This is a genomic window from Vibrio wakamikoensis, assembly GCF_050337275.1.
Classification (GTDB): domain Bacteria; phylum Pseudomonadota; class Gammaproteobacteria; order Enterobacterales; family Vibrionaceae; genus Vibrio; species Vibrio chaetopteri.
Genome location: NZ_JAKJST010000030.1, coordinates 1 through 12,512 on the forward strand (window position 1 = coordinate 1; position 12,512 = coordinate 12,512).

At 46.1% G+C, this 12,512-nt stretch carries 12 protein-coding genes; 8 read left to right on the plus strand and 4 right to left on the minus strand.

Annotated elements, in window-relative coordinates; all coding sequences use genetic code 11:
• The 4 genes from L4C42_RS17725 to map all read right to left on the minus strand — a co-directional run.
• The coding region (locus L4C42_RS17725) for a transposase domain-containing protein (protein WP_429761505.1) at nt 1-187 on the minus strand (187 nt) is incomplete at its 3' end.
• Between the two features lie 133 nt (nt 188-320).
• Entirely contained in the window at nt 321-704 is a 384-nt protein-coding gene (locus L4C42_RS17730) for a DUF3461 family protein (protein ID WP_353497999.1), read from the minus strand.
• 180 nt (nt 705-884) lie between these two features.
• A complete protein-coding gene (glnD, locus tag L4C42_RS17735; RefSeq protein WP_429761507.1) occupies nt 885-3,509 on the minus strand; it encodes a bifunctional uridylyltransferase/uridylyl-removing protein GlnD in 2,625 nt (874 codons plus the stop codon).
• Nucleotides 3,510-3,624: 115 nt separating this feature from the next.
• A complete protein-coding gene (map, locus tag L4C42_RS17740; protein ID WP_353498001.1) occupies nt 3,625-4,503 on the minus strand; it encodes a type I methionyl aminopeptidase in 879 nt (292 codons plus the stop codon).
• A gap of 384 nt (nt 4,504-4,887) precedes the next feature.
• On the opposite strand from map, the gene rpsB reads away from it, so the two are divergent.
• From rpsB to rseP, 8 genes are all read left to right on the plus strand, one after another.
• Entirely contained in the window at nt 4,888-5,619 is a 732-nt protein-coding gene (gene rpsB, locus L4C42_RS17745; protein ID WP_353498002.1) for a 30S ribosomal protein S2, read from the plus strand.
• A gap of 129 nt (nt 5,620-5,748) precedes the next feature.
• Entirely contained in the window at nt 5,749-6,594 is an 846-nt protein-coding gene (tsf, locus tag L4C42_RS17750) for a translation elongation factor Ts (RefSeq protein ID WP_353498003.1), read from the plus strand.
• A gap of 153 nt (nt 6,595-6,747) precedes the next feature.
• Nucleotides 6,748-7,479 carry a UMP kinase gene (gene pyrH, locus L4C42_RS17755; RefSeq protein WP_353498004.1) on the plus strand — a complete coding sequence of 244 codons (732 nt, stop codon included), beginning with the start codon at nt 6,748-6,750 and terminating at the stop codon, nt 7,477-7,479.
• Nucleotides 7,480-7,562: 83 nt separating this feature from the next.
• The gene (gene frr / locus L4C42_RS17760; protein WP_042476355.1) at nt 7,563-8,120 is read left to right on the plus strand and encodes a ribosome recycling factor; all 558 of its coding nucleotides are present in this window, start codon (nt 7,563-7,565) and stop codon (nt 8,118-8,120) included.
• A gap of 94 nt (nt 8,121-8,214) precedes the next feature.
• Nucleotides 8,215-8,970 carry an undecaprenyl pyrophosphate synthase gene (gene uppS / locus L4C42_RS17765; protein WP_353498005.1) on the plus strand — a complete coding sequence of 252 codons (756 nt, stop codon included), beginning with the start codon at nt 8,215-8,217 and terminating at the stop codon, nt 8,968-8,970.
• A 12-nt stretch (nt 8,971-8,982) separates the two neighbouring features.
• Complete coding sequence (locus tag L4C42_RS17770; RefSeq protein WP_353498006.1) at nt 8,983-9,825, plus strand: phosphatidate cytidylyltransferase; 843 nt, start codon at nt 8,983-8,985, stop codon at nt 9,823-9,825.
• 61 nt (nt 9,826-9,886) lie between these two features.
• Nucleotides 9,887-11,086: a 1-deoxy-D-xylulose-5-phosphate reductoisomerase gene (gene ispC, locus L4C42_RS17775; protein WP_353498007.1), complete on the plus strand. Its 1,200-nt coding sequence runs from the start codon at nt 9,887-9,889 to the stop codon at nt 11,084-11,086.
• A 62-nt stretch (nt 11,087-11,148) separates the two neighbouring features.
• The gene (gene rseP / locus L4C42_RS17780; RefSeq protein WP_418641699.1) at nt 11,149-12,507 is read left to right on the plus strand and encodes a sigma E protease regulator RseP; all 1,359 of its coding nucleotides are present in this window, start codon (nt 11,149-11,151) and stop codon (nt 12,505-12,507) included.
• Nucleotides 12,508-12,512 lie beyond the last annotated feature (5 nt).

Below are 12,512 nucleotides of genomic sequence, written 5' to 3' on the forward strand. Positions count from 1 at the left end.
AATACAGAGACATCCCAACAACACTCCAAACCATCATTTCCATTGGTAACCTTCGTCTGCGAATAGTCGTAATTCCTGTATCTTCCAAACACTGGGAAATGAGTTCTGGAGAAAGCAGATCAGATAAACCCGAAAGTTGCTCTGCAGAGAATTGATGAACTTGGTTAAGAGCCTGTCTTAAAAACATAAAAAAAATCCGAGTGCATTGAATACACTCGGATTTTGACACTTTGAATGGATCGTTCAACCGATCATTTAGTTGTTAACTGATCGGCATTATCCCAATAGGGAGCATTTTTTTTGACTGGTTAAATAGGGAGTTACTTCAGTTTTTCTAAATCAGCCTCTATTTCGGCAATCTTGCTTGATACGACTTTTTCTAGGTGGCGAAGGTCGGAAAGGATCTTCTGTTTAACATCGACTTCTGTCGCTTCAATTGGCTTGGTAAGACGATTCAGTTCATCAATAACCAGTGTCAGGTTGCGATTGATTTCAGTGACTTGCTTGTAGTTTTGACTACTACTGTCAGTACGGACGTTTTTGACTTGCCTTGGATATTTGAACTTAACACTTTTCGCAAAGAGCTCGCCCTTCTGCTTACGAAAATAGATTTTTAACACATCTTTATGCGCTTCTTGGCGTAGGGAGTAACGCTCTATTTGTTTAGGATCTTGAATGCCTAAACCAATGAGGTTTGGATACATAGATGACCTCTTAGGTTGTGTGTTTCTTCTACAACTGTAGCAGGCAATGATTAGGGTAGATAGTTGATTAAAGTGCGGTTTACAGAGAAATGTGGAGGAGATCGCCTAAATGGCGATCTCCTTTGTGTGAAGTTACTGGTGAGTGAACTTTAACCAGTTACATGGGCTGGCTACACTGCCTTAACTAGTGATTTGCTCTGAAATGTTCTCTTGGAGCTTTTGCTTCAAAATCGCTTGCTCTTCATCAGTAAGACGTGAGCCATTCTCGCCGGTTAAGATAAATAAATCTTCTGCTCGCTCACCGATGGTGGTGATTTTTGCCCCGTGAAGGCTCAGATTTAACTGGGCAAAGGTCGCACCGACTTTAGCCAGCAAGCCCGGAGCATCGAGCGCCACAAGCTCCATTAAGGTACGCTTCTTACCTTTAGTTGGTAAAAAGTCGACTTTGGTTTTTACGTTAAAGTGTTTGAGGTTTCTTGGTGCGCGGCGCGTTTTGATCTTGGTTGGTCTACCATCCTCTAGCACATGGATGAGATGTTTGATGACCGCCGAATGACGGCTGCATTCAATGGCATCACCATGCTGATCAAGCACCATAAAAGTATCAAGCACAAAACCATCTTTACTGGTCATGATTTGTGCGTCATGGACGTTAAAGTTACGTCTATCGAGCTCTGCGACTACGGTCGCAAACAGAGCTGGTTGGTCTTTGCTGTAGACAAAGACTTCTGTACCACCTCGAGTGGCGTTTTTACTCATCAAAACTAACGGTTTGGATGGATCTTCAAGCTTGAGGATATGTTCGCTGTGCCATGCGATCTGCTTATGCGTATGACGCAGGAAGTAATCCGCCTTAAAGCGCTGCCATAGAACTTCTATTTCACGGGCAACAAAATTCTGTTTGCGAAGTAGGGCGGAAGCCAACTGCTGATTGTGACGAATACGATCCCGCACATCGACAGGGTTTTCCAACCCTCGGCGCAACACGCGTTGAGTAGAGTAGAAAAGCTCCGCCAATAAGGTGCGCTTCCAACTGTTCCAAAGTTCAGGGTTGGTAGCGCTGATATCAGCGACAGTTAAGCAAAGTAAATACTCGAGGTATTCTTCATCGCGGACTTTTTTAGCGAATTCTATGATGACATCGGGATCGTAAATGTCGCGGCGCTGAGCGGTCACTGACATCAGCAAGTGATTTTGTACCAGCCAAGAAACGAGCTTTGCTTCTGGTTTTGATAAGCCGTGCTGCATGCAGAAGTCATACGCTTCTACTGCGCCAATCTCAGAGTGGTCACCGCCGCGTCCTTTGCCGATATCATGGAAAATCGCCGCTAATATCAGCTGCTCTTTCTTGTGCATCCTTGGGTAGATTTCACAGCAGATAGGATGTTTGCTATAGCTCTCTTCAAGGCTATAGGTATGGATATGATTGAGAAGACGTACACTGTGCTCATCGACGGTGTAAACGTGGAACAGGTCAAATTGCATCTGGCCAACGATTTGGCTCCACTGTGGAAGGTAAGCCGCCAGCACGCCAAGCTTGTGCATCAATCGAAATGCGCGGTGAAGGGCGTTCGGATGGCGAACCAAGTCCATAAACTTTTCCCTTGCTTCAGGGATAGTGTGTAAGAACTTATTCAATCTGCGTCTTGCGGTGCGCAGCTGCCTTAGCGTTGCGGGGCTGACACCTTCAATACTGGAGTCGTTGGCGATATGTATAAACATATCGAGTATGGTCTCTGGGCGTGCTTGAAATAGCGCGGGCTTTCTGGCCTCAATCAGCTTGCCTCGACGTTGAAAGTCGTCATCGAGGATCTCGGCTTGCTGGATCTGACCTTTGTTTACGATGGCTTGATCGAACAGTTTGAGGAGCATCTTGTTGAGCTCAGCAACCCGTCTTAACGTGCGGTAGAACTCTTTCATCATGGTCTCTACAGCGACGTTGCCTTCACCGACAAACCCTAAGTTTTCTGCCACTTGTGCTTGGTGGGCGAACATCAGACGGTTGTCGTAACGTCTAAGCTCAATATGCAGAGCAAAACGCACTCGCCATAGGAAGTTCTGACACTCGACTAGCTCGCGGTACTCAGCATCAGTGAGAAAACCGAAGCGGCTCATCTCATAGAGCGACGTAGCACCAAAGTGGCTGCGTGCCACCCAGCTTAGTGTGTGGATGTCACGTAGGCCGCCGGGAGTGGACTTAATGTCGGGCTCAAGGTTGTACGTTGTGTCGTGATATTTAGCGTGACGTGCGCGCTGCTCTTCGATTTTTGCGTTATAGAACGTTTCTGAAGGCCAAAAGTTGTCGGAATCTATTTGTGCTTTTAATTGAGAAAAGGTGTCTTCGCTGCCGCACAGAAGTCTGGCTTCTTGTAAGTTGGTGGCAACGGTTAAATCGGATTGACCGATTTCAATGCATTCATCGACGGTGCGCACTGCATGACCGACTTCTAGTTTGAGATCCCAGAGTAAGGTGATGAACTCGCTGATAGTACTTTCTAAAGAGGTGGGTATCTTTTTACGTGATACCAGTAAAATATCGATATCAGAAAGCGGGTGAAGCTCACCACGACCATAACCCCCGACCGCCACTAGTGACAGATAGGTTTGGTTAGACAGTTCAGAGGCTGACCAAAGGCGACGTAATAGCTGGTCGATGTAGTCCGAACGGCCGAGCACCAGGTCGGTTATTGGGTGGTGATTGAGGAACTCTTGTTTTTGATGTTCGGCAAAGGTTTCGAGTTGAGCTTTGAGCTCTTGAATATTGAGTTGCTCATCACTGAGCGATGTTGGGCTTTGAAAAGTCATATGTGCAATCCGTGCAAGCAAAAAAATGTCACTAACAAGGGTTATACCAAAATAGGCCGGATAAAAAAATATCCCCAGCGAATGGGGATATTTTTACCAACGTGATAAGCGAAGCTTATAGGTTGTTCATGTGGCGAGGAATGCTTTCATCGCTACGCAGCGTGAGTACTTCACAACCTGTCTTAGTTACGACAATAGTGTGCTCCCACTGTGCGGAGTTTTTGCCATCGCCTGTGTACACCGTCCAGTCGTCTTCTGCGTCAATGCTGCAACCAAACTTACCAGCATTGATCATTGGCTCGATAGTAAACACCATGCCTTCTTTTAGAACGCGGCGGTCGTTATTCTTGTAGTGAACCACTTGTGGTTCTTCATGGAACTCAGAGCCGATACCGTGGCCACAGAAATCTTTAACAATAGAGAACTTGTTGCGCGGGTTCTTTTTGTTGTTCGCTTTAATAAACTTCTCAATTTCAGTACCGATATCGCCAACTGTTGAGCCCGGTTTAACGGTTTTCATGCCAAGGTATAGCGCTTCTTGTGCAACCATAGCTAGACGCTTGTCTGCAGGAGACACGTCACCTACTAGGAACATTTTAGATGTGTCACCGTGGTAGCCTTCAGGGCGAGTATCCAGCGATGCGTTTTCATCGTTAGGGATAATCACCGTCACGTCGACGTTTACAATGTCGCCGTTTTTAAGAACGGCTGGCTTGAGTTTACCTGTCGTGCCCATCTCGTCTTGTTGTGCCGGGATGCCGTGACAAACGATGTGGTTGATAGATGTACAGATCGATTTTGGATAACCGTGGTAATCGAGTGGCGCAGAATACGCCCCTTTTTCACGAGTATATTCAGCACAAATTCTATCTAGCTCCTCAGTCGTGACTCCCTCTTTTACATGAGGTTCGATCATTTCTAAAAGCTCTGCTGCAAGCTTACCTGCGATTCGCATTCTTTCGATTTCAGCTTCAGTTTTGATTTTGATAGACATCTGTGTTCTCTGTGTTTTAAATTGACGCGTTATTCTATCAGTGGCGAGATTAAGCGCAACAAGAATAACTCTCACTTCCCTGTTGATACGTAACTCAGTGTAGTTTGGGTTTGCTAAGAGTTCATCTATTGAATCGCTGTCACTTTGTACATTTATTGCGATTTTTCTGGAAATAGACCCCTTAAATATGGTATAAAGCGCGCCGATGACAGGACTTATTCTCTTCACTCTCTGCAGGATAGTGGCGAGTTGGGTTGTGCATCAACATACTTTAATTTAAATCCACACACATTTCGTCACATGTTCCGGGGTGCTTGAGTAATCATTCATACCAAGTCGGAACCATGGGAAATGTGGAGGCCTAACCCCATAGAGGAATTTAAAATGGCAACTGTATCAATGCGCGATATGCTAAAAGCTGGTGTTCACTTCGGTCACCAGACTCGTTACTGGAACCCAAAAATGAAGCCATTCATCTTTGGTGCTCGTAACCGCGTACACATCATCAACCTAGAAAAAACTGTACCAATGTTCAACGATGCACTAGCTGAGCTAGCTAAAATCGGTGAGAAGAAAGGTAAAGTTCTTTTCGTTGGTACTAAGCGCGCTGCATCTGAAGCTGTTAAAGAAGCTGCAATCAACGCTGACCAGTTCTACGTGAACAACCGTTGGTTGGGCGGTATGCTAACGAACTACAAAACTGTTCGTCAGTCTATCAAGCGTCTAAAAGATTTCGAAGCACAAGCTCAAGACGGTACTTTCGAGAAACTAACTAAGAAAGAAGCTCTAATGCGCACTCGCGAAATGGAGAAGCTAGAGAAGTCTCTTGGTGGTATCAAGAACATGGGCGGCCTACCAGACGCTCTATTCGTAATCGACGCTGATCACGAGCACATCGCTGTTAAAGAAGCAAACAACCTAGGTATCCCAGTTTACGCTGTTGTTGATACTAACTCTAACCCAGACGGCGTTGATTTCGTTATCCCAGGTAACGACGATGCTATCCGTGCAGTACAGCTTTACCTAAACGCTGCTGCAGACGCGGTTAAAGAAGGTCGCAACCAAGACGTTGCTGCTGTAGCTGATAAAGACGGTTTCGTAGAAGAAGCTGAATAATAGCGGCTCAAGCCTAACTTAGTTTTGTCGACATGACTGTCGTCATATAGACTGAGTTATAGTTAGCATCAGGGGCCGAATGTGTGCCCCTGATTTTTACCTTAATTGGAATCAACTGAGGATTTAAGAATGGCAACTGTAACTGCTGCTCTTGTAAAAGAACTTCGCGAGCGCACTGGCGCTGGCATGATGGAATGTAAAAAAGCACTTGTTGAAGCAAATGCTGATATCGAACTAGCAATTGAAAACATGCGTAAAAGCGGTGCTGCTAAGGCTGCTAAAAAAGCAGGTAACGTTGCTGCTGAAGGTACTATTATCATTAAAGAAGACGCTGGCGTTGCTGCTCTTCTTGAAGTTAACTGCCAAACAGACTTCGTTGCTAAAGATTCGAGCTTCCTAGCATTTGCTAACGAAGTTGCTGATGCTGCACTAGCTGAGAAGCTTAACGTTGCTGAGCTTCAAGCTAAGTTTGAAGAAGCGCGTATCGCTCTAGTTGCTAAAATCGGTGAGAACATCAGCATCCGTCGTGTTGAGTTCATCGAAGGCGCTAAAGTTGGTTCTTACCGTCACGGCGACCGCATCGGTGTTGTTGTTGCTGGTGAAGCAGACGAAGAAACGATCAAGCACGTTGCTATGCACGTTGCTGCTTCTAAGCCTGAGTTCGTTAACCCAGAAGACGTACCAGCTGACGTAGTAGAGAAAGAAAAAGCAGTTCAAGTTGAAATCGCTATGAACGAAGGCAAACCTGCTGAAATCGCAGAGAAAATGGTTGTTGGCCGTATGAAGAAATTCACGGGCGAAATCTCTCTAACAGGTCAAGCTTTCATCATGGAACCTAAGAAAACTGTTGGCGAAATCTTGAAAGAGAAAGGCGCTACAGTATCTAACTTCGTTCGTCTAGAAGTTGGTGAGGGTATCGAGAAAGCAGCTGAAATGAGCTTTGCTGAAGAAGTTGCGGCGGTACAGAAAGGTTAATCCTTTCATGTTTTGCTGAATTCAAGACCGTAGCCAAGGCTGCGGTCTTTTTACGACTAGGCTAGTCGTTATTTTTTAGCCGTCATGAGTTGGGATTTAATCCGAGTCTCTACCCATGACCGTTAATCGATAACTCTTTGGAAGGTATACTCCATGACAACGAACCCAAAACCTGCTTATCAACGTATTCTGTTAAAACTTAGTGGCGAGGCTCTACAAGGCGAAGAAGGCTTTGGTATTGATCCTAAAGTCCTAGACCGTATGGCTCAGGAAGTAAAAGAGCTAGTAGAACTGGGTGTTCAAGTTGGTGTCGTAATTGGTGGTGGTAACCTATTCCGTGGTGCAGGTCTTGCGGAAGCAGGTATGAACCGTGTTGTTGGTGATCACATGGGTATGCTAGCGACTGTGATGAATGGTCTAGCAATGCGTGATGCTCTACACCGTGCTTACGTAAATGCGCGCGTAATGTCTGCTATCCCACTTAAAGGTGTATGTGACGATTACAACTGGGCTGATGCGATTCGCGAACTTCGTCAAGGTCGCGTTGTTATCTTCTCAGCAGGTACAGGTAACCCATTCTTCACAACTGACTCTGCTGCGTGTCTACGTGGCATCGAAATCGAAGCTGACGTTGTTCTTAAAGCAACCAAAGTAGATGGTGTATTTACTGCCGATCCAGTGGCTAACCCAGATGCAGTATTATGTGATAAGCTTTCTTACAACTCAGTTTTAGACAAAGAACTGAAAGTAATGGACTTGGCTGCATTCACATTGGCACGTGATCACAAGATGCCAATTCGTGTATTCAACATGAACAAGCCAGGTGCACTTCGCCGAGTTGTGATGGGTGAAGCAGAAGGCACGCTTATCAGCGACGCAGAATAAGAGTACACTCTTAACCAGAATTATCGAAGGACATAGCCTGAAAGCATAGTGGCTTTCAGGTTACTATTATTTAAGGTGATATTGTGATTAACGAAATCCAACAAGACGCTCAAGAGCGCATGGCAAAAAGTGTAGAAGCACTAAAAAACAACCTAACTAAAATCCGTACAGGTCGTGCACACCCAAGCCTTCTTCAAGGTCTATCTGTTGAGTACTACGGTGCGCCAACGCCTCTGAACCAAGTTGCTAACGTTATTGCTGAAGATGCACGTACTCTAGCAATCACGGTATTCGACAAAGAGCTAGCGCCTAAAGTTGAAAAAGCGATCATGATGTCTGACCTAGGTCTAAACCCAATGTCAGCGGGTACGGTTATCCGTGTTCCACTTCCACCACTTACAGAAGAGCGTCGTAAAGACCTCGTTAAGATTGTTCGTGGCGAAGCAGAAGGTGGCCGCGTTGCTATCCGTAACATCCGTCGTGATGCTAACGGCGAACTAAAAGCGCTACTTAAAGACAAAGAGATCTCTGAAGACGAAGATCGTAAAGCGCAGGACGAAATCCAGAAGATCACTGACGCAGCCGTTAAGAACGTTGACGAGTTGCTAGCAGCGAAAGAAAAAGAGTTGATGGAAGTCTAATTTTTCATCGATTGACTCTTGTGAAGACGCTGTGCTGACAGCACAGCGTTTTTTTATGCTACTCTGTTCGTCCCAATTATAACTACACTCTTTTATGCAGAACTCAGACACCTTCAACGAAGCCCTTCCTAAACATATCGCGATTATCATGGATGGCAACGGCCGTTGGGCAAAGTCCAAAGGCAAGCCTCGCGTATTCGGGCACAAAAAAGGCGTTTCCGCGGTTCGTAAAACGATTTCAGCGGCGGCTAAGCTAAATATTCAAGCCGTGACCTTGTTTGCGTTTAGCAGCGAGAATTGGCGTCGTCCTGAGGACGAAGTTGGCTTATTGATGGAACTCTTTATCACCGTTCTATCAAGTGAAATTAAAAAACTCCATAAGAACAATCTAAGGCTGCGCATTATCGGCGATAAGTCGCGCTTTAACGACAGACTGCAACGCAAAATCGCGGAAGCGGAAGCGCTGACCGAAAACAACACCGGTACGGTGGTCAATGTTGCAGCAAACTATGGCGGCAAGTGGGATATCTTGCAGGCGACAAAAACCTTGGCCGCGATGGTCGAGAAAGGCGAGTTGAATGCATCGGATATTACCGAAGACATGATCAGCCAAAATGTCACCATGTCAGACTTGCCAGACGTTGACCTACTTATCCGCACCAGTGGTGAGTGTCGCATCAGCAACTTCATGCTTTGGCAGATGGCCTATGCTGAAATGTACTTTATGGATGAGTACTGGCCAGAGTTTAACGAAGATACTCTCGTTAAAGCGATTACCTGGTTTATTAACCGCGAGCGACGCTTCGGGTGTACCGGAGAACAAGTCAAAGCGTTAATGGAAGCCAATTAAGGACGATTTGATTTGAAACAACGAATTATTACCGCCCTGATCCTAGCACCGCTGGTGGTCTGGGGGATCTTTTCTTTGCCACTTTTGTGGTTTTTAGGCCTTGTTTCCGCAATTACTATGATTGGCGTTTGGGAATGGGCACAGTTTACTAAAACTCCGTCTCGCTTACTTGCGATGTTGCCGACAGCAGGTGCACTGGTTGCCTCATTGGCTTTGGTTCCGTTTGATGTAGTGTCTCTCAATGGTGTTGCTCCTGCGCACATCGCGATTCTCGGTGTCGGGTTTGGTTGGTGGTTGCTCGCAAGTGGACTCGCGATGACATACCCTAGGTCTTCGGTACTTTGGGAGCGTTCTAACTTTCTTCGGCATCTGTTTGGCATTTTGACGCTCGTTCCATTCTTGTGGAGTATCGTTATTCTTCGCGGTCAGCACTATAACCTTGATCCTTACTATGGCTCTAAGCTAGTGCTCTTTGTGTGCCTGATTGTTTGGGCAGCCGACAGTGGTGCTTACTTTGCTGGTAAAAGCATGGGTAAGCGCAAAATGGCGCCAAATGTTAGTCCTAACAAAACCATTGAAGGTTTATTGGGAGGCATTGCGGCGGCGCTTATTGTGGCTTGGGGTAGCTCAACGATCTTTGATATCCAATTTGCCAGCTTCACCAGTATGGCTATCATTACTTTAGCGACAGTAGTGATTTCCGTATTAGGTGATTTGGTAGAAAGTATGTTTAAGCGTGTTTCGAAAATTAAAGACAGCAGTAACATCATACCTGGCCATGGAGGGGTGCTTGATCGCGTTGATAGTCTGACAGCAGCTTTCCCAGTCTTTGCCCTCCTATATCTCGTGTTTTAATGTTCTAAAGAGAGAGTGAATTCGTCACTCTCTCTTTGGTTTAACAGTGGTTGTAATTCGCATGCAAAATCTCACCATTTTAGGTGCTACTGGCTCTATTGGCGCTAGCACTTTAAAAGTTGTCTCGGAAAACCCATCAGCTTTCAATATCTACGCGCTCGTTGGCGGCAGAAATGTCACCAAAATGGCAGAGCTTTGTGCTGCATGGCAGCCTGAGTATGCGGTGTTGAGCGAAGAAGCGGATGCTAAGCAGCTCAAATCACTGCTTGTACCTGGTGCACGCACACAAGTGCTTTTTGGCGAGCAAGCCATGTGTGATGTTTCCAGCGCGAGTGAAGTGGATATGGTGATGGCTGCGATTGTTGGTGCTGCGGGTCTGATGCCAACACTTGCTGCGGTTAAAGCCGGTAAGCGTGTGCTGCTCGCCAACAAAGAAGCGTTGGTGATGTCAGGGCAATTGTTTATCGATGCTGTGCGAGAGCATGGAGCGTCATTACTGCCTGTTGACAGTGAACACAATGCGATCTTCCAATGTTTGCCAGCCCATATTCAAACTAATCTTGGCCATTGCCAGCTCAGTGACGCTGGGGTCAATCATATCCTTCTTACTGGTTCGGGTGGTCCTTTCCGCTACACTGATGTGGTCGAGTTGCCAAATAAAACCCCAGCTGAAGCCATTGCGCACCCCAACTGGTCTATGGGGCCTAAAATTTCCGTCGACTCAGCGACGATGATGAACAAGGGTCTTGAGTTTATTGAAGCACGTTGGCTGTTCAACACGTCCAAAGATCAACTGAAAGTGATAATCCACCCGCAGTCTGTTATTCACTCTATGGTTCAATACAGTGATGGTTCGGTATTAGCGCAGATGGGGGAGCCTGATATGGCCACACCAATTGCTTACTCTATGTCATATCCAGATCGTATTTCAGCCGGCGTTAAGCCGCTAGACTTCACTAAGGTCGGTGAGCTGACATTCCTTGAGCCAGACTATTCTCGTTATCCATGCTTGGCGTTGGCGATGGAGGCATGTTTCGAAGGTCAGCATGCGACAACGGCTATTAACGCTGCCAATGAAGTTGCGGTGGAAGCATTCTTAGCAGGAAGCATTCGATTTACCGATATAAGCTCAATAAATGAACGTGTTATGTCGAAAGTCTGCGCATCAAATGAATTTAAACAATTGGATAACTTGGAAACTATTCTTGAGCTAGATAGAATGGCTCGCAGTTATGCACGTGAGATAGCGCGCTCGTTTTAATTGAAACCTGTTTATCCTAGAACGGTATAATTTAAAGACCGGTTTTAGTAAGAGACCCTGTTATGACTGAACTTTTGTGGAATCTGGCGTCCTTTATCGTCGCACTTGGCATTTTAGTTGCCGTGCACGAATATGGGCACTTCTGGGTGGCGCGCCGCTGTGGCGTGTATGTCGAGAAGTTCTCGATTGGTTTCGGTAAGTCAATCTGGTCTAAAGTGGGCAAAGATGGCACGGAATACAGCATTTCTCTTATTCCTCTCGGTGGTTATGTCAAGATGCTCGACAGCCGCGTGGATGAAGTCTCTGAAGTAGATCACAAGTATGCTTTTGATAAAAAGCCTCTATGGAAAAGAACCGCTATTGTAGGGGCGGGGCCAGCATTTAACTTCTTTTTTGCGGTTTTCGCTTATTGGTTAGTGTTCCTTATTGGTGTGCCAGCGGTGAAGCCAGTCGTTGGTCAAGTCACGCCAAGCTCGATTGCTGCGCAAGCTGGCATTGAGTCTGGCATGCAAATATTATCGGTTGATGGTAAGCAGACTCTCGATTGGGAATCGGTCAATCTCGGCTTGGTGTCACATATTGGTGATAACCAGATGACGATCACAGTGTCATCAGACAACCAAATAGGAATGGACAAAAAGTTAACACTTGATCTGCAATCGTGGAACTTTAACCCAGAAACAGAGTCTGCTATGGGGACGCTTGGTTTTACGCCGTTCACCCCTGAGATCAAGATGACCCTTGTCAATGTGAGTGCGGATGGCGCTGGCGCGACTGCAGGCTTGCAAGCAGGAGATACCATTACGGCGGTTGATGGTGCACAGGTAAGCGAATGGCAGCAGGTGGTCGTGGCAATTCAGGGAAGCGCAAACACGCCATTGCCTTTGACGGTTGAAAGACAAGGCGAAGCCATTGATTTGACCTTGGTGCCAGGTTCAAGAGAGCTGGCAGACGGTTCACAGATTGGTTTTGCAGGCATCGCTCCAGATGTAGGGGAGTGGCCGGAAAGCTATCGCTTTGATCTACAATACGGTCCTATTGAAGCGGTGGGTAAAGCCGTCGTTAAGACCGGACAAATTATAGAGCTCACCATCACTATGCTGAAGAAGCTTATTGTCGGTGATGTGGGGCTAAACAATCTGAGTGGACCTATCTCAATTGCCAAAGGCGCAGGTACCACAGCAGATTATGGACTGGTTTATTTCTTAGGTTTTTTGGCGCTAATTAGTGTCAACCTAGGGATCATCAATTTAGTGCCGCTACCAATGTTAGATGGTGGGCATTTGATGTTTTTTGCCATTGAGGCAGTGATTAGACGACCAGTACCAGAAAAAGTACAAGAAATAGGGTATCGAGTGGGAGGCGCGATTATCTTCTCATTGATGCTCATCGCGATTTTTAACGATTTTACACGCCTTTGATATCA

Excerpts from the sequence above, each read along its gene's own strand:
- pyrH (WP_353498004.1), top strand. The coding sequence starts at position 6,748 with ATGACAACGAACCCAAAACCTGCTTATCAACGTATTCTGTTAAAACTT.
- glnD (WP_429761507.1), bottom strand. The coding sequence starts at position 3,509 with ATGACTTTTCAAAGCCCAACATCGCTCAGTGATGAGCAACTCAATATT.
- L4C42_RS17730 (WP_353497999.1), bottom strand. The coding sequence starts at position 704 with ATGTATCCAAACCTCATTGGTTTAGGCATTCAAGATCCTAAACAAATA.
- rseP (WP_418641699.1), top strand. The coding sequence starts at position 11,149 with ATGACTGAACTTTTGTGGAATCTGGCGTCCTTTATCGTCGCACTTGGC.
- uppS (WP_353498005.1), top strand. The coding sequence starts at position 8,215 with ATGCAGAACTCAGACACCTTCAACGAAGCCCTTCCTAAACATATCGCG.
- map (WP_353498001.1), bottom strand. The coding sequence starts at position 4,503 with ATGTCTATCAAAATCAAAACTGAAGCTGAAATCGAAAGAATGCGAATC.
- rpsB (WP_353498002.1), top strand. The coding sequence starts at position 4,888 with ATGGCAACTGTATCAATGCGCGATATGCTAAAAGCTGGTGTTCACTTC.
- ispC (WP_353498007.1), top strand. The coding sequence starts at position 9,887 with ATGCAAAATCTCACCATTTTAGGTGCTACTGGCTCTATTGGCGCTAGC.
- tsf (WP_353498003.1), top strand. The coding sequence starts at position 5,749 with ATGGCAACTGTAACTGCTGCTCTTGTAAAAGAACTTCGCGAGCGCACT.